The sequence below is a fragment of the Halorientalis brevis genome, assembly GCF_023077655.1.
Genome location: NZ_JALLGV010000001.1, coordinates 176,536 through 195,810 on the forward strand (window position 1 = coordinate 176,536; position 19,275 = coordinate 195,810).

General features: G+C 64.3%; 15 protein-coding genes. 12 read left to right on the plus strand and 3 right to left on the minus strand.

From position 1 onward, the window contains the following. Nucleotides 1–36: 36 nt before the first annotated feature. Entirely contained in the window at nucleotides 37–558 is a 522-nt protein-coding gene (locus MU553_RS00970) for a hypothetical protein (protein WP_247373466.1), read from the minus strand. 108 nt (nucleotides 559–666) lie between these two features. Between MU553_RS00970 and MU553_RS00975 the strand changes: the two genes are divergently transcribed. The 5 genes from MU553_RS00975 to MU553_RS00995 all read left to right on the plus strand — a co-directional run bounded on the left by MU553_RS00975 (nucleotide 667) and on the right by MU553_RS00995 (nucleotide 6,058). Continuing rightward, nucleotides 667–1,485, plus strand: a complete 819-nt coding sequence (locus MU553_RS00975; protein ID WP_247373479.1) for a BtpA/SgcQ family protein — start codon at nucleotides 667–669, stop codon at nucleotides 1,483–1,485. A gap of 44 nt (nucleotides 1,486–1,529) precedes the next feature. After that, entirely contained in the window at nucleotides 1,530–2,204 is a 675-nt protein-coding gene (locus tag MU553_RS00980; RefSeq protein WP_247373482.1) for an O-methyltransferase, read from the plus strand. 105 nt (nucleotides 2,205–2,309) lie between these two features. After that, nucleotides 2,310–2,903 (plus strand): chemotaxis protein CheC, encoded by a 594-nt coding sequence (locus tag MU553_RS00985; protein WP_247376118.1) that lies wholly within the window; start codon nucleotides 2,310–2,312, stop codon nucleotides 2,901–2,903. Between the two features lie 131 nt (nucleotides 2,904–3,034). Next, nucleotides 3,035–4,744, plus strand: coding sequence for a long-chain fatty acid--CoA ligase (locus MU553_RS00990; protein ID WP_247373484.1), 1,710 nt, complete (start codon nucleotides 3,035–3,037; stop codon nucleotides 4,742–4,744). 165 nt (nucleotides 4,745–4,909) lie between these two features. Continuing rightward, entirely contained in the window at nucleotides 4,910–6,058 is a 1,149-nt protein-coding gene (locus tag MU553_RS00995; RefSeq protein ID WP_247373486.1) for an acyl-CoA dehydrogenase family protein, read from the plus strand. A 41-nt stretch (nucleotides 6,059–6,099) separates the two neighbouring features. Here the strand turns inward: MU553_RS00995 and MU553_RS01000 are convergent, their stop codons facing one another. Continuing rightward, nucleotides 6,100–6,819: a DICT sensory domain-containing protein gene (locus MU553_RS01000; RefSeq protein ID WP_247373489.1), complete on the minus strand. Its 720-nt coding sequence runs from the start codon at nucleotides 6,817–6,819 to the stop codon at nucleotides 6,100–6,102. 217 nt (nucleotides 6,820–7,036) lie between these two features. Between MU553_RS01000 and MU553_RS01005 the strand changes: the two genes are divergently transcribed. From MU553_RS01005 to MU553_RS01030, 6 genes are all read left to right on the plus strand, one after another. Then, nucleotides 7,037–8,929 (plus strand): 2-oxoacid:acceptor oxidoreductase subunit alpha, encoded by a 1,893-nt coding sequence (locus tag MU553_RS01005; RefSeq protein ID WP_247373491.1) that lies wholly within the window; start codon nucleotides 7,037–7,039, stop codon nucleotides 8,927–8,929. Nucleotides 8,930–8,931: 2 nt separating this feature from the next. Further along, entirely contained in the window at nucleotides 8,932–9,867 is a 936-nt protein-coding gene (locus MU553_RS01010) for a thiamine pyrophosphate-dependent enzyme (RefSeq protein WP_247373493.1), read from the plus strand. Between the two features lie 211 nt (nucleotides 9,868–10,078). Beyond that, the gene (gene lrpA1, locus MU553_RS01015; protein ID WP_247373495.1) at nucleotides 10,079–10,507 is read left to right on the plus strand and encodes an HTH-type transcriptional regulator LrpA1; all 429 of its coding nucleotides are present in this window, start codon (nucleotides 10,079–10,081) and stop codon (nucleotides 10,505–10,507) included. Nucleotides 10,508–10,614: 107 nt separating this feature from the next. Beyond that, a complete protein-coding gene (locus tag MU553_RS01020; protein WP_247373497.1) occupies nucleotides 10,615–12,186 on the plus strand; it encodes a DHH family phosphoesterase in 1,572 nt (523 codons plus the stop codon). A gap of 78 nt (nucleotides 12,187–12,264) precedes the next feature. Continuing rightward, the gene (locus MU553_RS01025) at nucleotides 12,265–13,065 is read left to right on the plus strand and encodes a CBS domain-containing protein (protein ID WP_247373510.1); all 801 of its coding nucleotides are present in this window, start codon (nucleotides 12,265–12,267) and stop codon (nucleotides 13,063–13,065) included. 99 nt (nucleotides 13,066–13,164) lie between these two features. Then, nucleotides 13,165–15,531, plus strand: coding sequence for a hypothetical protein (locus MU553_RS01030; RefSeq protein ID WP_247373512.1), 2,367 nt, complete (start codon nucleotides 13,165–13,167; stop codon nucleotides 15,529–15,531). 80 nt (nucleotides 15,532–15,611) lie between these two features. On the opposite strand, the gene MU553_RS01035 is transcribed toward MU553_RS01030, so the two are convergent. After that, nucleotides 15,612–17,297 (minus strand): histidine kinase N-terminal 7TM domain-containing protein, encoded by a 1,686-nt coding sequence (locus MU553_RS01035; protein WP_247373514.1) that lies wholly within the window; start codon nucleotides 17,295–17,297, stop codon nucleotides 15,612–15,614. Between the two features lie 159 nt (nucleotides 17,298–17,456). On the opposite strand from MU553_RS01035, the gene MU553_RS01040 reads away from it, so the two are divergent. After that, on the plus strand, nucleotides 17,457–19,157 hold the full coding sequence (locus MU553_RS01040) for a methylmalonyl-CoA mutase family protein (RefSeq protein ID WP_247373516.1): 1,701 nt from the start codon (nucleotides 17,457–17,459) through the stop codon (nucleotides 19,155–19,157). Nucleotides 19,158–19,275: the final 118 nt, after the last annotated feature.

Here is a 19,275-nt window from a genome sequence, read left to right on the forward strand (position 1 = left end):
CGGTCTTTTCGACCGTCGCCCGACTGTGACTGACTGCTACAGTACGGGGAGCTTGGCTCGGATGGAGTCAGTGAGCCGCCCGGCTGTGATCGCCGAGGGTGACTTTTGCTGGTACTCGATCGCTGCCTGATCGAACAGCGCGCACGTCCTGGCGACGCCTTTGGAGCGATCGATGTCGTCCATCAACGCGTGTTTCAGCGGATGCCGGACCCAACTGGGTTCCTCGTGAGCGTAGATGTCGACGGTGTCGTCCCCCTGTTCGAAGAGCACGACGTGGAGTTGCCGGTCCACCAGTGGGGTCTCCCGGTAGGTCCAACTCGCGTCTGACGTCCGTCCCGATGGCGTGTGGTGGTAGAGGCTCAGCGGGTCCCAGGCAAAGCCGAGGTCACGGAGCGTCTTCTCGAACTCCGGTGCCGTTTCCGGGGCCGTGCCGACGTACCCCTCGTCGCGAACGACGTACTCCCGCTGTCCGAACGCGTGTGCGATGTGGTCGATCGCCGGTCCGATCAGGTGGCGGAATCGGTAGAGCGGATCAGGTTGTGGGTGGTCGGGAGACATCGGACGAGTGAACTACGGGCAGAAGCCGGGAGTATGTTCGGGTGACCCGTTAGAGATCGGACACCCAGACAGCCAAGTTGTTTTGTCGCCGGCAGAGAAGAGGGTACAATGCCACTCGACCCCACAGCGACGTTCGGCACCGCCCAGCCCGTCGTCGGGATGGTCCACCTGCCGGCGCTCCCGGGCGCACCTGGCTACGACGAGCAGGCCGGCCGGGCCGGGATCAGAGAGCGTGCACTCGCGGACGCTCGCGCCCTCGCCGACGGCGGCGTCGACGGACTCGTGATCGAGAACTACGGTGATGCGCCGTTCTACCCCGAGAGCGTTCCAGAGCACGTCGTCGCAGACATGACGTGTGTGGCCGAGGTGATCTCGACGGCCGTCGACCTCCCGCTGGGGATCAACGTCCTTCGAAACGACGCGACCGCTGCGCTCTCGGTCGCAGCGGCAGTCGACGCCGACTTCGTCCGCGTGAACGTCCACACTGGCGCGCGCGTCACGGATCAGGGCGTCATCGAGGGGCGGGCCCACGAGACGCTCCGCCTCCGCGACCGGCTTGACGCAGACGTCGCCATCTTCGCGGACGTGGCGGTCAAACACTCCGCGCCGCTGGGGAATCGGACGCTGGAGACGGCCGTCGCGGACGTCATCGACCGCGGCAACGCCGACGGGCTGATCGTCTCAGGACCGGCGACCGGGCGCGCGACAGAGACGACCGACCTCCGGCGCGTAACTGACCAGCGCGACGACGTCGACGCGTCGATCCCGGTGTTCGTCGGCAGCGGCGTCACCCCCGAGAACGTCGGCGACCTGCTCTCGGTGGCCGACGGCGCTATCGTCGGGACGGCACTGAAAACGGACGGCGTGACGACGAATCCGGTCGATCCGGAGCGGGTGAGCCGGATCGTGGCCGCGCGAGACCGGTAACGTCCTGGGCCAGCGTTTTGTCCACGCCGAGTGAAGATGAGGTGATGACTGCGGACATCGTCCCCGAGACGAGCGCCAGGTTCGCGCGGATGCTCGGCCCCGAGACCGACGACGTCATCGACGAGATGGACGACCAGGCCGCCGCCGAGGGATTCCCGACGGTCGGCCCCGAGGTCGGCGGGTGGCTCCAGTTGCTCGCCCGCCTGGTCGACGCGCGCCGCGTGTTCGAGTTCGGCTCCGGGTTCGGCTACTCGGCGTACTGGTTCGCTCGTGCGCTCCCCGACGACGGCGAGGTCGTCCTGACAGAGGTCGACCAGGACGAACTGGACCAGGCCCGCGAGTACATGGCCCGCGGCGGGTTCGACGACCTCGCGAGCTACGAACTCGGCGACGCCATCGAGACGATCGACGAGTACGACGGCCCGTTCGACGTGGTACTCATCGACAACGAGAAAGATCGGTACCGCGAGGCATTCGAGTCCGTCCGGGAGAAGGTGGCCCCCGGCGGCGTCGTGGTCGCCGACAACGCGATGACTGCCGGTCCGATCGACTTCGATGCGCTCTCGACGCTGGTCGAGGGCGACGAACCCATCGGTGACGTGAACGCACAGACGCAGGGCGTCTACGAGTACCTCGAAGCCGTCCGCGGCGACCCCGCCTTCGAGACCGGCGTCATCCCGCTGGGCGAGGGGATCGCCGTCAGTCACCGGACGGCGTGACGGGGCCGCCGGGCCGTACGTTATAGCATTTGATACTCGCTGGGGACCAGTTATATAGGACCCATGGGAACTCACGGGCAGTTAGGGCCCAGTATGAGCGAGTTGATGATCGATATCCGTAAGTTGAGTATTTTTAACAAGATGGCCAAGGAGGGCGGGAACACGGTCGCGAGCCACATGAGCCAGATGACCGGGATGGAAACGGAGATGGAGATCACGAAGATCAACTTCATCGACGTGCCGGACATCCTGAAACACGTCGGCGACGAGCGCCAGATCGGGATCTACATCGAGATGAAGGAACCGCCACACGGGCACGTTCTCTTTCTGTTCAGCTCCCAGAGCGCGAAGAACCTCGCAGCCGGGATGATCGGGGACATGGGCGACACCGACCCCAACGCCAGCGGGTTCACCGAAATGGAGAAGAGCGCGATCCAGGAGATCGGCAACATCATGACCAGCGCGTTCATCGACGGGTGGGCGAACGTGCTGGAGACGACCATCGACATGGGAACGCCGAACTTCACGTTCGGTCCCGGCAGCGGAACGGTCAAAGAGATCATCGGCGACCGAGACAGCGACATGGCGCTGATGTTCGACTCTCGCGTGCACGCCCAGGACGAGGACATCGACGTCAAGGTGTACACGTTCCCCCAGCTCAACGAACTCGTCGGGCTGATGCAGCAACTCGAAGTGTAGTCCGGACCTGGTCCTTCGTTTCCGTTGGTTACTGCAGCCACCCCGGACCCAAACAGTGACAACCGTTTCGTAACTAGATCCCAACATAGTTTGGGGGAACAATCAAGGCGCAAGCGCTGGTATCCCTTCACATGCCCGGAGGCACGGACCAGACCCTACGGCCGTTCTTGTGGCGCGCGGAGAAACTCTATCCCGAGACCGAGATCGTCTCCCGTACCCACCAGGGAATCGAGCGGTACACGTACACCGAGTTCAGCGACCGGACAGCACAACTCGCGCACGCGCTGGACGAGGCAGGCGTCGCCGAGGACGCCCGCGTGGCGACGTTCTGCTGGAACCACAACCGCCACTTCGAGACGTACTTCGCCATCCCGACGACGGGGCGGCAACTCCACCTCATCAACCCGCTGCTCCCCGACGAGCACATCCAGTTCATCGTGGACGACGCCGACGATAGCGTCATTTTCGTCGATCCCTCACTCCTGCCGAAACTTGAGGGTGCAGCCGCCGGCGCCGAGGAGTTCGACGGCGTCGACCAGTTCGTCGTCATCGGCGACGAGGTGCCCGAAACCGACCTCGACCCGATCACCGACTACGAGTCGTTCATCGAGGGCCACGACATCGACTACGACTGGCCCACGCTCTCCGAGGACCGACCCGCGGGGATGTGTTACACCTCGGGGACGACGGGCAAGCCGAAGGGCGTCGAGTACACCCACAAGATGCTCTGGAGCCACACGATGGCGAGCCAGTCGCCCCAGGGGATTCCGATGGAGGACACCGACGTCGTCATGCCCGTGGTCCCGATGTTCCACGTCAACGCCTGGGGAATGCCATTCAGTGCGACGGCCGGCGGCGCGAAACACGTCTATCCCGGTCCATCGCCCGAGCCCGAAGACCTCGCGAAACTCATCGAAAACGAGGGCGTGACGATCACTGCGGGCGTCCCGACCGTGTGGCTCGGGCTGATGGAGTACGTCAAGGAGAACGACGTTGACCTCTCCGAGCTGGAGACCGTCATCGTCGGCGGGAGCGCAGCGCCCGAGGCGATGGTGCGCTTCTTCGACGACCACGGCGTCGAAGTCCTCCACGCCTGGGGGATGACCGAGATGGCGCCCATCGGCAGCGTCTCGCATCTCAAGGGCGATCTCGAAGACGCGGACTACGACACGCAGGTCGAAAAGCGCACCAAACAGGGCCTCATCGCGCCCGGCCTTGAGTTCAAGGTCATCGACGACGACGGCGAGGAGATCGCCTGGAACGGCGTGGAGTTCGGCGAACTGTACGTCCGCGGACCGTGGGTCACCACGGAGTACTTCAAGCGTCCGGAAGCGAACGAATCCGACTTCGAAGACGTCCCCGGGAGCGAAGCGACCGGGGAGTCGGAAGACGGTACGTCTTCCGGAAGATGGCTGAAAACGGGCGACATCGTCAGCGTCGACAACGACGGGTACGTCAAGATCGTCGACCGGTCGAAAGACGTCATCAAGAGCGGCGGCGAGTGGATCTCCTCGGTCGAACTCGAGAACGCTCTCATGGCGCACGAGGACGTGGCAGAGGCGACGGTCATCGGCGTTCCCCACGAGCGCTGGCAGGAACGACCCGTCGCGTTCGTCGTCCCCGCCGAAGGCGTCGACGACGAGCAGTTGGAGGCCGACCTGCGCGACCTCATCCAGGACGAGTATCCGAAGTGGTGGCTCCCGGACGAGTTCATGACCATCGACGAGGTCCCCAAAACCGCGACCGGGAAGTTCGACAAGAAGGTCCTGCGCGAGCAGTACGCCGACGAGTCACTCGTCGAGGGGCAAGTCCCGGAAGAAGCAGCCCCCGACGACGACTGAGCCGTCTCGACCAGGCTACTGATCGAGCGACCGGGTCCCGCCGCACCCGTCCTCAGAAACGGTATATTTTCTACCTGCCTGCGTTACCAGATTAAACTACAACCCCGTTTTTACTTTCCAGCGTTCCATGCGCTTAATAAAGTGTGGCCCCTGTGGACGTACGGCATGGAACTACTGACCGAGGACATCGTCCCCGAGCACGCTCGCGACGTGAAACAGGAAGCGAGAGAGTTCGCGGCGGAGCACATCGAGCCCAACGCCGCCGAGTACTACGAGTCGGGCGAGTATCCCGAGGAGATCCTCCAGGCCGGGATGGACGCCGGATTGGTCTCACAGGACATCAGCGAGGAGTACGGCGGCCGCGGACTGTCGCTCGCGCAAGTGCTGGCGATCGCAGAGGAGTTCTACCGGGCGGATGCCGGTATCGCCCTGACCCTTCAACTGGCGAGTTTCGGCGCAGAGATCCTCCAGGAGTACGGCGACGAGCGGCAGAAAGAACAGTTCCTCCGCCCGGTCGCGGAAAACGACCAGCGCACGGGGCTCGGGGTGTCCGAGCCCGAGACCGGGAGCGACCTGGCTGGGATGCAGACCACCGCCAGGAAGGAGGGCGACGAGTGGGTCATCGACGGCGAGAAGTACTGGATCGGCAACGGCGTCGAGGCCGACTGGATCACGCTGTACGCGCGGACGGGCGACGACGAGACGAACCGCTACGGCAACTTCTCGCTGTTCGTCGTTCCGACCGACGCGCCCGGCTACGAGGCCGAACACATCCCCGAGAAGATGGGCTTTCGCGCCTCCAAGCAGGCCCACATTACCCTCGACGACTGCCGCATCCCCGAAGCGAACCTCATCGGTACCGAGGGCGCGGGGTTCTACATGCTGGCGGAGTTTTTCAACCACGGTCGCGTCGTCGTCGGCGGCCACGGGCTCGGGCTCGCTGCCGCGGCCATCGAGGAAGCCTACGACTTCGTCCACGGTCGCAACGCGTTCGGCCGCACCGTGAGCGAGTTCCAGGCCGTCCAGCACACGCTCGCGGACATGCGCACGGAGTTCGAGAGCGCCCGCGCACTCAACTGGCGCGCCTGTCAGAAGGTGGAAGACGACGAGAACGCTGGCTTCTGGGCCGCACAGGCGAAGGTCAAATCGACCGAGACCGCGACTATGTGTGCCGAACGCGGGATGCAACTTCACGGGGGTCGATCCGTGCTCACCGAAAACCGCATCTCTCGGGTGTACCGCGACGTGCGCATCCCCGTCATCTACGAGGGTGCCAACGAGGTGCAGCGCAATCTGATCTACGGGCAGTGGTGAGGCACGGGTAACGACCGTAACCTCCGTGAAGGGCCGTCAGATCACTGCTCGACGTACCCGTACTCCGAGTCCAGGTAGTCGATGATCCAGTCGACGGTGTCGGGGTCGTAGGTCCAGAAGCCGTAGAAGGATCGCGGCTCGCGCTCCTCAGCGAGCAGTGCGCACTTGTTCGCGTCCTTCCCGTTGCCGTCGAAGACGACGAACCAGGACTGTTCGATCTCTTCGGCGCGTTCGATGTGGAGAGTGAACCCGAGATGGCTGGGCGGGTCCTCGTCGGGGGTCGCGTACGCGTGGACGTCGAGGTTTTTCGAGCCCAGTCGTTCGTAGGCGGGGAGCTCACCGCGGAGCGTCGAGAGGTACTGGAAGCCGGCGTAGAGTTCGCCGTCGCCCACTCGCCAGGCGCGATCTTCGATCTCCCGAGAGGCCGCGACCATCCGATCAGTGCTCCAGGACGTGAACATCGTCTCGTCGAGGTACTCGAGCAGCGGACGATAGGGGCTCTCCGAAAGTCCGATGACCGTCTCGCCGTCGGCGAGCGTCGACCGGAGCCTGTCGAGACTCGTCGCCGTCAGCACCTCGCCGTCGTCGCTTAGCGTGACGAACTCTCCGGGTTTTCCGCTCGCTGTCGTCTCGCTCGTCACGGTCAGGTTCCGGTCTGCGAACTGATCGCGCAGCTCCTGGGTGACTGCGTCGGCAGCGTTGAACACCGTCAGCGTCTTCTCGTGGGCTTCAACCCCCGCGATCAGTTCCGTGAGAGACATTCGCCTTGTCCCTCCATCGGCGGTCGGTCCCCTTAGCGTTTGTGCGGCCGGGCGTGACAGCCGGGTGACGACCGACAACGCCCCCGCTGTTCATCACGAACTTCTGTGTTTGTTTCCGCGATTTGTCATTATTAATTCGTGCTAACAATTCGCAAACTCTTTGGCTACGGCGAACGGTTTCTCGTATACGGCGGCCGACCACGGCCGATGATTTATCATGACAGACACGGAATTGATGTGGCGAATCGCTGGCGGTTCCGGGGACGGGATCGATTCGACGAGCCAGAACTTCGCCAAGGCCTTGATGCGGGCGGGACTGCACGTGTTCACACACAGACACTATCCGTCGCGTATTCGCGGCGGGCATACGTACGTGGAAGTACGCGCGGACTCGGAGCCGGTCCGCTCGCGGGGCGACGGCTTCAACTTCCTCCTGGCGCTGGGCGACAGCTTCGCGCGGAACCCCTCGGAGGACTCCTACTACGGCAACGAGGAAGTCAAACCGCTCACCGAGAACCTTGACGAACTGAACGAGGGCGGCGTCGTCGTCTACGACGAAGGGCTCCTCGACGAGGACGACGTCGCCGACCTCGACGAGCGCGCCGAGGAGAACGACTGGCACGTCTACCCCCTGGATCTGCGCGGCCTGGCCCGCGAGCACGGCCGCGAGGTCATGCGCAACACCGCCGGCGTGGGCGCGACGGCAGCGCTACTCGACATGGATCTGACCCACGTCGAGGACCTGATGGAAGACGCCATGTCCGGCGACGTGCTGGAGGCGAACCTGCAGATCCTCGAAGAGGCCTACGAGGACGTCAAAGAGAACTACGAGTTCACGCACGACCTCCGCGCACCGACGGGCGAGCACGACGAACAGCAAGTCCTGCTCTCGGGGTCGAACGCCATCGCCTACGGGGCGATCGACGAGGGCTGTCGGTTCATCTCGGGCTATCCGATGACGCCGTGGACCGACGTGTTCACGATCATGTCCAAGCACCTGCCCGAGATCGGCGGCATCTCCGAGCAGGTCGAGGACGAGATCGCCGCCGCGTCGCTGGCGATCGGCGCCTCCCACGCCGGCGTGAAGGCGATGTCCGGCTCGTCCGGCGGCGGCTTCGCGCTGATGTCCGAGCCACTCGGGCTAGCGGAGATGACCGAGACGCCGGTCGTCCTCATCGAGGCGATGCGCGCCGGCCCATCGACCGGGATGCCGACCAAACCAGAGCAGGCAGACCTCGAACACGTCCTGTATACGAGCCAGGGCGACTCCACGCGCGTGGTGTTCGCCCCGGCCAACATCCGGGAGTGTTACGACCAGATTCGCGCGGCGTTCCGCCTCGCCTACGAGTACCAGATCCCTGCGATTCTCGTCTACGACCAGAAGCTCCAGGGGGAACTGCGCAACGTCGACGAGTCCTTCTTCGACCGGGAACCAAATCCGGACCCCGGCGCGACCATGACCGAGGAGGAACTCGCTGAAGCCGCCCACCACGCCTCCGGAAAGTTCAAGCGGTTCAACTACGACCGCGAGGACGGCGTCGCCCAGCGTTCGGTGCCCGGCCAGAAGGGCGGTCGGTTCCTCGCGACCGGCAACGAGCACAACGAGGTCGGCCACATCAGCGAGGACCCGACGAACCGCGTCCTCCAGATGGACGCCCGACTCGACAAACTGAACGCCATTCGCGAGGAACTCGACGGCGGCGAGGAGTCCCACCAGACGTACCACGGCCCCGAGGACGCCGAGTACGGCATCATGGCGTGGGGCAGTCACCAGGACACGGTGTTCGAGGCCGTCGACCGACTGAACGACAACGGTCACTCCGTGAAGGCCCTGGGCGTCAGCGACCTCGCCCCCTTCCCGGAACAGGAAGTCACGGACTTCCTCGAATCGGTCGAGGAGTGCGTCGTCGTGGAGATGAACGCGACCGCGCAGTTCCGCGGCCTCACCCAGAAGGAACTGGGTCGGTTCGGGCCGAAACTGCACAGCTTCCTCAAGTACAACGGCGAACCGTTCGAGCCCTACGAGGTCGTCGACGGGTTCAAACGGACGGTCGACGGGGAGCCGGAAATCCCCGAGGGAACGAAATTCGTCCCTGCGGCAGGTGATTAATCATGAGTGCATTCAGTGCAATCGACGAAGAACGGGAGATCGACCGCGACGAGTTTACCCCCGGCATCGAACCGCAACCGACGTGGTGTCCGGGTTGTGGCGACTTCGGCGTCCTCAAGGCGCTGAAACAGGCCATGCCCGAAGTGGGCCGTACCCCCGAGGAGACGCTCCTGTGTACCGGCATCGGCTGTTCCGGGAAGCTCTCTTCGTATTTCGAGAGCTACGGCTTCCACACCATCCACGGCCGATCGCTGCCGGTCGCTCGCGCTGCCAAGTTGGCCAACCCCGGTCTGGAGGTCATCGCGGCCGGCGGTGACGGTGACGGCTACGGGATCGGCGGCAACCACTTCATCCACACGGCCCGCGAGAACCACGACATGACCTACATCGTGTTCAACAACGAGATCTTCGGGCTGACGAAGGGTCAGACCTCCCCGACGAGTCCGATGGGCCACAAGTCCAAGACCCAGCCCCACGGGAGCGCCAAATCGCCGATCCGGCCGCTCTCGCTGTCGCTGACCGCCGGGGCGACCTACGTGGCCCGGACGGCGGCCGTCAACCCCAACCAGGCCAAGGAGATCCTCGCCGAGGCGATCGAGCACGACGGCTTCGCCCACGTGGACTTCCTGACCCAGTGTCCCACCTGGAACAAGGACGCGAAACAGTACGTCCCGTACACGGACGTCCAGCAGTCCGACGACTACGACTTCGACGTGACCGACCGGGAGGAAGCCGGGAAGATGATGTACGAAGTCGAGTCCAAACTGTACGAGGGCGAAGTCCTCACCGGCCGCTTCTACGTCGACGAGGACCGCCCGTCCTACGGCGAAGAGAAGCGCGCGATCGGTGAGATGCCCGAGGAGCCGCTCGCCGAGAAGTACTTCGACGACGACGCCGAGTGGGAGCGGTCCGCCGACCTGATGCACTACCACCGGTAACCCACCACGCCGATATTTTCCACTCCCCGACCACCGTCGCGTTCCTGTCCACAGAGCGACAATCGTCTCCGGACGGCTGCAAACCGCTGTTCGTGGGGTTTCGTCGGTAGGCGACGGTGCGATGTCGGCCGGAACGAATCGAGACTCGACCAGCCAAACCGCGATTTGCGGATTCGGAAGGTATTTTTTCGCGGAAGCAAAACCTACTACTATGGCCGTCGAGTCCACGGAGGAACGCATCTTATCTGTTCTGGAGGAGGATGCCCAGGCATCCTACGCGGAGATCGCCGAACGGGCAAACGTCTCCAAACCGACCGTTCGCAAGTACATCAAAAAGATGGAAGACGAAGGCGTCATCGTCGGGTACTCTGCCGACGTCGATCCGAAGAAACTCTCCTCGAAGTCCATCGCCCTGGTCGGGTTGGACGTCGAAAGCGAGAGGTACGTCGAGGTGACGCGGACGCTGAAAAACATCGACGAGGTAGAGGCGTTGTACACCTCGAGCGGCGACCACATGCTGATGGCCGAGGTCCACGCCCCCGACGGCGACGCGCTCGGGGACGTCATCAACGAGGACATCCTCACCATCGACGGCGTTCCGGCCGCTCATCCCTCGTTCCTGCAGGAACGCCTGAAGTAACGATCGCAGACGCCCGTCCGCTCCGTGGACGGTGCTTGGTTTCCCGGTTCGTCGGCGGACAGCCCTGCTTCTAAGCCTTTATTGACCTCGGGCGGTGAGGGACGGACATGGACACCCGGCTGGTGGTGGGGTGTGGGTCGCTCGGACACGGCCTCGTCGAAGCCATGGCGGGCTATCCGGGGACGCTGCTCGTCGTCGACGAGAACGAGCGGCGCGTCGAGCGATTGCGCGAAGAAGGCGTCGCAGCCACGCACGTGCCCACCATCGATGCCGGGACGCTCAGGGAACAGGTCGACGGCGTCGACACAGTCGTCGTCGCGGACGACGACCCTTCGGCCAACCTCGACGCGGCTCGCGCCGTCAGCGTCGCGTTTCCCGGCGCGATTGTGTTAGCGTACGCAGGCGACCACCCGGATTCGGACGTCGTGGCGGAGCTCCGTTCGGTCGCCGACGACGTCGTGGACTCTGGGACGGCGACGACGGAGTTCCTGATGGATCGCATCGGCGACGACGGGCTCCAGATTCGCCAGCTCCGCCAGGTATTCTGGGACATCGAGGGCACGCTGGCCATCGTGACACACGACAACCCGGACCCGGACGCGATCGCGAGCGCGGTCGCCCTCCAGCGGATCGCGGACGCGCTCGGCGTCGACGCCGAGATCTGTTACTACGGCCGCATCTCCCACCAGGAGAACCGCGCGTTCATCAATCTGCTCGACCTGGACCTCTGTCGCCTGGAGTCCGACGTCGATCTCTCGGAGTACGCCGGCTTCGCGCTGGTCGATCACTCGCGCCCCGGCGTCAACGATCAGTTGCCGCCGGACACGGACATCGACATCGTGATCGACCACCATCCGCCGCGGGCGCCCGTCGACGCCCGATTCGTGGACCTGCGGAGCAGCGTCGGTGCGACGAGCACGCTCCTCGTCCAGTACCTCCAGCAGTTCGGCATCCAACTCGACGAGACGGTCGCGACGGCGCTGCTGTTCGGGATTCGAATCGACACCAAAGACTTCAGTCGGGAGGTGTCCATCGCGGACTTCCACGCGGCTGCGACGATCGTCCCGACGGCCGACATCGGCACGCTCGAACGGATCGAGTCGCCCAGCATCAGCGGCGATACGATGGAGACCGTCGCGAGCGCGATCAGCAACCGCGAGCGCCGCGGAGCAGTCCTCACGAGTTGCGTCGACGGCCTCGGTGACAGGGACGCGCTCGCCCAGGCAGCCGACCAGTTACTCGACCTCGACGGGATCAACGCGACGGTCGTCTTCGGCGTCATCGACGGCGTCATCTACGTGTCCGGTCGCGCCCGCGGCACCGACCTGGACCTCGGCGAGACGCTCCGGGACGCCTTCGACCAGATCGGCAGCGCCGGCGGCCACGCCGACATGGCCGGGGCACAGATTCCGGTCGCCGAGACGACGCTCGCGACGGACCCGGAGGTGCCGATCACGAGCGCCGACGGCGACGGCCAGGCGACGGTCGACGCCGTCGGGTCCGAAGAGAGCGCGTCAGACGGCGAGTCGACGGCCGCAGTGACCTCGGAACCCAGTCCCTCGACGGATCTGGAGACGTTCGTCACCGAGCGCTTCTACGAGGCACTCAGGTCTCGGCCACGACGGGAGACGGCCGGGTTGGCGTTCACGACCGACGACTCGTGGTTCGCGACTCGGTGAGGGCCACGAGCCGGTGTCGACGACCGAATAGGGACGGTAGCGAAGGGGTTTTCACCGCGGGGGAAGATGACTCCCCTGATGGACGACGACGGGAAGCCACGGGTCAAAGATTACATGACCCGCGACGTTGCGACCGTGTCACCCGATGATTTCGTCGACGACGTCGCTCGACGCATTGCTGAGTCTGACGACACCCACAGCGGGTTCCCGGTCTGTGACGGTCGCCACGTCGAGGGGTTCGTCAGCGCACGCGACCTCCTGCTGGCCGAAGATCACGAGCCGATTTTCAAGGTCATGACCCAGGATCTGCTGGTCGCACATCCGGACATGAAGTTGACCGACGCGTCTCGGGTCATCCTCCGGGCGGGGATCCAGCGCCTCCCGGTCGTCGACGACGCCGGCAATCTCGTCGGGATCATCAGCAACGCCGACGTCATCCGCAGCCAGATCGAGCGCGCGACGCCCGGGAAAGTCGACAAGCTGATCCGGACGCTCGAAAGCATCCACGGCATCGAGGCCAGCGAGGATCGCCGGAAGGTCCCCCTGTCGGACCTGATTCCCACCCAGAGTCGAGTGTACGCCGACGAACTCGAAGGCCGACGGTACGAACTCGAGCGTGGCCTCGCCGAACCGCTCGTCGTCATCGACAACGACGGCCAGTTGCTGCTCGCAGACGGGCACCACCGCGTGAAAGCCGCCGACAAACTGGACATCGAAAAGATGGACGCGTACGTCATCGTCATCGACGAACGCGTCGAGTTGGGCATGGCGAAGACCGCCGAAAAGGAGAATCTCTCCAGCATCGACGACATCGAAGAGGTCGACTACGCCCACCATCCGCTGATCGAGACGACGAAACGACTCCAGGACGACCAGTAACGTCCCGGTGGACACGTCGCGTCTGGTTACGACACACGTTCTCACAGACGTCTCTAATTTCGAAAGGTTGTTCTCGAATGAAATGAAACCCCTCGGACGATGTGTCCTCGCAGACTGCGAACACGTGAACTGGCAGTCATCGTCGCCCTCCTCGGCGTCGCCGCGATGGCGGCGCCAGTGACGGCCAGTGAGACGGGTGTATCGGACGCGTCGTCAGCCCAGTCGGCCGACGACGGCAGCAATCGAACCTTCAACGACACGGCCATCGTAACGGCCACGAGAACGCCCGACGGTGGTGTCCTCCTCGGCGGGAGTACCGGCTTCCGAGACGGAGACGGTACCCTGTTGAAGCTCGCCGCCAACGGGTCGACGGCGTGGACCCGGAGTTACGACACGGCGAACCGAAGCGGTATCGCTGCCCTCGATACCGGACCGAACGGTAACGTCTACTTCCTCCAGTACGCGTACGAGCCGTCGGAGGACGGGTTCGGCGGGTACTCCGTCTGGCTGGTCAGCGCGACGGAAGCCGGCGAGGTCAGATGGCGAGAACCGCTCAACCGCAGTGGGCACTACGGTGGCGGCGGGTTCGCCGTCGGCGCCGACGGCCCTGCGCTCATCGGTCCGTCGCCGGACCGAGAAGCCGTCACCCTCCAGCAGTTCGGCACTGACGGCGACCTGCGCTGGAATCGCACGTACGAGATCGACGCCTCGCCGCAGACGATCGAAGCGCACGGCGACGGCTATCTCATCGCCGGCACCGTCGGATACGAACACCCGTGGGTGCTGGAGACCGGCGACGACGGAGCCGTCGAGGCGAATCGGACCTACGAGAGCTCTCGCGTCGAGCGACTCGCCGGCGTGGTGCCGACCGACGACGGGTACCTCGTCGCCGGCGCGTACAGCGCAGATCACCACGGACAGAACCCGTGGGCGGCCAAACTCGGACGTGACGGCGTCGCCCGCTGGAGTCGAGTGTATCCGCAGGCGGACGACGTGCAGGTGCAGAACGCCTTCCCCGACGGCGACGGCATCACCCTCGTCGGAGGCGGTGACATGAGCGACCCCGAAGACGCGAGCAGCTATCTCGTCGGCGTCGGACCGAACGGCAACGAACGCTTCAGCGAGCGCGTCGACGGCGCCAGGTCGACAGTCGCAGTTCCCGGATCGAACCGGCAGGTCACTCTCGTCGGGATACAGGGGTACCCAGGTCCGTCCGGAACCGTCTCGAGTAGCGTCCTGACGATGACACTCCCGGAGAACGCCACGGACCAAGAGGAGTCACCGATCGAGCCGCTCACATCCGGGGAGACGTACTACCGCGGCCAGGATCTGGAATTCGTTCGGCCGAGCGCGGCTGGTGAGACGGTCGACCTCGTCGTCGTGCCCGGCGAATACGACGACTTCGATCCGCACGTCGTCCGCCGCGTCGAACTCGACGGGGACGGCCGCGTGATCGTCGAATCAGCGACCCTGGAGCGCGGGACGTACTACCTCCAGACGAGCGACGGATCGCCGATCCGGAGCACGAGCGGGTGGGCGCTGAAAGAGAGCGACCGCGACAGTGCGACCTTCCAGCTCGAGACCCAGGAGCTCCACCGGGGCTACTACCCCGGGCGCGAACCGAAGCAGTACGTCGATCGCGCCGCTGGCGAGTCCAACGCGACGCTCACGATCGAATCCGAGCGCCAGAACTACGACCTGCTCGTCAGCGCCGATCGGTTCCGCGGGGACGAGGTCGGAGCCGAGACCCTCCGGAACCTGTTCGCCGACGAGTCCGTCAGCATCGAGCAGTTCCGGGGCACGACGGTCGCGCGACTCCCGGCGAGCGGAACGGAGAACCTCACGCTCACCGTCGACGACGTGGACGCCGGCCTGTACGACTTCACGTTCCGCGGTGCTGACACCAGCGAGGGCGGTGCGGTCGCGGAGCGTCGACTCGTGATCGGCGCAGAGACGCCACGCCCCGTGTCGTTCTCGCTGCGCAACACCACGCTCTCGGTCCCGGTGGGGAACGAAACCGCGACGAACGTGACGCTCCACGACGTCACCGCAGGTGTCGGTGCGATGTCGATGAGCGCGAACCGAACGGGACCGCCCGCCATCGGCCTCTCGCTGGATCTGGACGTCAACGCCACGTCGATGCAAGCCGGCTCCAGCTGGGGCGATCACCGCTCGGAGGCGGACGCACAAGTCTTCGACGCGAACACGGCCAACGGGACCGTCGAGATCGGCACACTGTCGGTCACGGCCGACAACCTCGATCCCGAGTCGCAGCCGACGAACACGGTCACCGTCCGGCTGGACTGGGTCGTCGACGAGAACGGCGTTCCTTACACGCTCCCGGGTGAAACGACCGTCACAGTTCGCGTCGAAAACATCGAGAACGCAACGGGCGAGTATCACGAGCGACGTGGTCCCACGGATCACGGAGTAGCGACGTCCTCCGGGACAGTTCGAGCAGGGTAGGCGCGACGCGACCCCAACGAGCCCTTCCTTCGCTCATCGGGACGGCCCCAGGACGTCGAGTGGGGACTCGCGAGGCTGGGTCACGCTGGGACGGTGAGTACGGCAGTGGTTCCGTCGTCGTCGACGTCGAAGTCGATGGACGCGTTCGAGTTGCTGATGACCCAGTGCACGATCCAGAGGCCGATGCCGCTCCCGTGTTCGAGCGGCGTTTCCTCTCCCTGCTCGAGCACTCGGAGTTCCTGCGCGGGTACTCCCGGTCCGTTGTCACTGATGGTCAGGCGAACGGTCTCGTCACGTTCGGTGAGTCTCACGTCGACCTCAGGGGCTGCCGAGTCGTTGTGCTTCGCTGCGTTCCCGAGTAGATTCTTGACTGCGAGTTCGATAGACGGCGTCACGACCGCGGTACAGTTCTCGGGACAGTCGAGCGTGAACGACACCGTCGGAAACTGCGTCCGGTATTCGTTGAACGTCTCCGTAAGGATCTGACTCAGGTCGATCGTCATCGGCTGCTGGTCTTTCTGGATCAGTTTCTCGATGGATCGTGCTTTCTCACTGATCGCGACCAGGTCGTCCGCTTTCGAGATGACTTTCTCCGCCATCGCCTGCTGCTCACCGGCGAGGTCAGCGGCCAACAGTTCGTTGTAGCCTTTGACGACCGTGAGGTCGTTCCGGATGTTGTGGCGAAGCACGCGTGACAGTACCTGCCGTAACAGATCGAGTTCCTGCTCGCGCTCCCGGAGCTCCTGTTCCCGTTTTTTCAGGAGCGTGATCTCCCGAAGGACGATCAGTCGCCCCTCCTGTTTACCGGCGAGATCGTGAATCGGCGAGATGCTAATGTCGAAGTATCGGACAGTACCGTCCTGGGTGACGCTGATCTCCGTGTCGACCACGTCCCTGTCTTGGAAGCGATCGACCGCGTCCGGGAACGCGGAGAAGAATTCCTCACCCGAGATGCCGACGTAGTTCGGGCCGACGTCGACCATCTCGCGGGCAGCCGGATTACAGTCGACGACTCGCCCGTTGGTATCGACAGTGACGACTGCGTCCGACATGTTCTCGACGGCCCGTGCTCGACCGATCGGGACGATGTCCAGCAGCTGCGCGCGAAAGAGCGCCCAGCCCAGGATGAACACCGTCGCAACGTACCCGAACGGCGTCAGGTCGAACGGCGTCTCCGCAACGATGTGGACCACGTTGAATATGGTCGGCGGAATCAGGCTCGCGAACAGTGCAATGCTCTGCGTTCGGCGAACGCCGCGTGCACTGAGCACCTCACTGAGAACGAGCAGGGCAGCGACGAGGTTGAACACGTATCCGACGACGGCGTGCACCCAGAAGATAGCCTGATAGTTCGACACGATGCTCGTGACGGCGGTAAACGAGGTTCCCTGACCGTAGACGAGGTGGTGAGCGGGATTCGTCCAGACGAACAATTGGAAAAGGAGGGGTTCGAGCGCGAGGAGACCAAGCACGCGACGCGTCGGTGTGAGCAGCCCAGTGTACACAGATAAGACGAGAAACCAACCGATGATCGAGAAACTCGCGCCCAGGAGGAGAACGTTCCAGGTGATGAACGCCAGTCCCTGCGTCGTGACAGCCGTGTGTGCAGCACTGGCGAGTCCCCAGAGGCTGAGCCCCGCAATGACGATTCCCATGCCGACCGCTCCCGGATTGTCCCTGTTCCGGAGCACCGGACGGACGAGAATCAACGGCAAAAGACCGCACGCAATATAGGCGATGATAAGGAGTGTTTGGAACGAATCCATTTCGGACGATTCCCCAGTCGAGTCCCCCCTATTAAGAAATGAGGTTCAAATTGAAACTTCGAAACCGACACACTTCGTCGGCGGTCGGTGTCGTCCCCGACATCGAAGTCATTATTCCCGGCCGAAGGGTTAAGCGCGCGCCGAATGTAAACATGTGGCATGTACGACGAGGACGACCTCGCGGCGATTCGCGAGGGGCGCACTGAGTGGGAAGAAGAGACCCTCGGGCCGGTGCTCGACGCCTACGGAGAGCGCCGAGAGCGTTTCGCGACCGTCTCGAACCTCGAGGTCGACCGGCTGTACACGCCCGCGGACGTCGCCGATCTGGATTACGCAGAGGATCTCGGATTCCCCGGCGAGGAGCCGTTCACTCGCGGGCCGTATCCGACGATGTACCGCGGGCGGACCTGGACGATGCGGCAGTTCGCCGGGTTCGGCACCGCCGAAGAGACCAACGAGCGCTTCCACTACCTCATCGACGAGGGCCAGACCGGCCTGTCGACGGCGTTCGACATGCCGAGCCTCATGGGCCTGGACAGCGACGACGAGATGAGCGACGGCGAAGTCGGAAAGGAAGGCGTCGCCGTCGACACGCTGCGAGACATGGAGATCCTGTTCGACGGGATCGACCTCGGCGAGGTCTCCACGTCCTTTACCATCAACCCGAGCGCGCCGGTCATCTACGCGATGTACATCGCGCTGGCGGACCAGCAGGGCGTTCCGCGCGAGGAGATCCGCGGGACACTCCAGAACGACATGCTCAAGGAGTTCATCGCGCAGAAGGAGTGGGTCGTGCCGCCGGAACCCTCGCTCTCGGTCGTCACCGACGTCATCGAGTTCGCCGTCGCGGAAACGCCGACGTTCAAGCCGGTCTCCGTCTCGGGGTACCACATCCGCGAAGCCGGATCGACAGCCGTCCAGGAACTCGCGTTCACGCTGGCGGACGGCTTCGCCTACGTCGAGGACTGTCTGGAGCGGGGCCTCGACGTCGACGAGTTCGGTCCCCAACTCTCCTTTTTCTTCAACTCGCACAACTCCATCTTCGAGGAAGTCGCGAAGTTCCGCGCCGGACGCCGCATCTACGCGCGGATCATGGACGAGTGGTACGGCGCCGACGAACCGGCGGCCAAGCAGCTGAAGTTCCACACCCAGACGGCGGGTCAGTCCCTGACGGCCCAGCAACCGCTCAACAACGTCGTCCGCGTCACCATTCAGGCGCTGGCGGGCGTCATGGGCGGCAGCCAGAGCCTCCACACCAACAGTTTCGACGAGGCCCTGGCCCTGCCCAGCGAAGAAGCCGTCAGAGTCGCGCTCCGCACGCAGCAGATCATCGCCGAGGAGTCCGGTGCGGCGGACATCGTCGACCCGATGGGCGGCTCCTTCGCTATCGAGGCGCTGACCGACGAGGTCGAACAGCAGACGATGGCCTACATCGAGGAGATCAAGGAAATGGGCGACGGCTCCGTCCGGGACGGCGTGCTGGAGGGTATCCGGCAGGGGTACTTCCACCGCGAGATTCAGGACTCGGCCTACGAGTACCAGGAGCGCGTCGACGACGGGGAGGAGATTGTCGTCGGGGTCAACAAGTACACCATCGAGGAGGACACCGAGCCGGACATCCTGAAAGTCGACGACGACGTGCAGGAACGCCAGCGCGAACGGCTCGCAGAGGTCAAAGCCGACCGCGACGACGAAGCGGTCGCGGACGCCCTCGAGTCGGTTCGCGAGGCCATCGCGAACGACGAGAACGTGATGCCGTCGATCATCGCGGCCGTCAAGGCCTACGCGACGATGGGGGAGATCATGGCCGTCTTCGAGGAGTACTACGGGTCCTACCAGGAGACCGTCGGACTGGCGTGACGTCCGAGAACTCGGCATCCCGCCTGCTGTCACGGGCCCACAGCGTGGCCATTGGTGGAGTGTGTCCCAATACCTTCATATCGGTCTGGTCCTGCGAGTTACGTAATGAATTGCCACG

Excerpts from the sequence above, each read along its gene's own strand:
- lrpA1 (WP_247373495.1), top strand. The coding sequence starts at position 10,079 with ATGGCCGTCGAGTCCACGGAGGAACGCATCTTATCTGTTCTGGAGGAG.
- MU553_RS00985 (WP_247376118.1), top strand. The coding sequence starts at position 2,310 with ATGATCGATATCCGTAAGTTGAGTATTTTTAACAAGATGGCCAAGGAG.
- MU553_RS00980 (WP_247373482.1), top strand. The coding sequence starts at position 1,530 with ATGACTGCGGACATCGTCCCCGAGACGAGCGCCAGGTTCGCGCGGATG.
- MU553_RS01025 (WP_247373510.1), top strand. The coding sequence starts at position 12,265 with ATGGACGACGACGGGAAGCCACGGGTCAAAGATTACATGACCCGCGAC.
- MU553_RS01005 (WP_247373491.1), top strand. The coding sequence starts at position 7,037 with ATGACAGACACGGAATTGATGTGGCGAATCGCTGGCGGTTCCGGGGAC.
- MU553_RS01035 (WP_247373514.1), bottom strand. The coding sequence starts at position 17,297 with ATGGATTCGTTCCAAACACTCCTTATCATCGCCTATATTGCGTGCGGT.
- MU553_RS01040 (WP_247373516.1), top strand. The coding sequence starts at position 17,457 with ATGTACGACGAGGACGACCTCGCGGCGATTCGCGAGGGGCGCACTGAG.
- MU553_RS01000 (WP_247373489.1), bottom strand. The coding sequence starts at position 6,819 with ATGTCTCTCACGGAACTGATCGCGGGGGTTGAAGCCCACGAGAAGACG.
- MU553_RS00995 (WP_247373486.1), top strand. The coding sequence starts at position 4,910 with ATGGAACTACTGACCGAGGACATCGTCCCCGAGCACGCTCGCGACGTG.
- MU553_RS00990 (WP_247373484.1), top strand. The coding sequence starts at position 3,035 with ATGCCCGGAGGCACGGACCAGACCCTACGGCCGTTCTTGTGGCGCGCG.
- MU553_RS01020 (WP_247373497.1), top strand. The coding sequence starts at position 10,615 with ATGGACACCCGGCTGGTGGTGGGGTGTGGGTCGCTCGGACACGGCCTC.
- MU553_RS00970 (WP_247373466.1), bottom strand. The coding sequence starts at position 558 with ATGTCTCCCGACCACCCACAACCTGATCCGCTCTACCGATTCCGCCAC.
- MU553_RS01010 (WP_247373493.1), top strand. The coding sequence starts at position 8,932 with ATGAGTGCATTCAGTGCAATCGACGAAGAACGGGAGATCGACCGCGAC.
- MU553_RS00975 (WP_247373479.1), top strand. The coding sequence starts at position 667 with ATGCCACTCGACCCCACAGCGACGTTCGGCACCGCCCAGCCCGTCGTC.
- MU553_RS01030 (WP_247373512.1), top strand. The coding sequence starts at position 13,165 with ATGTGTCCTCGCAGACTGCGAACACGTGAACTGGCAGTCATCGTCGCC.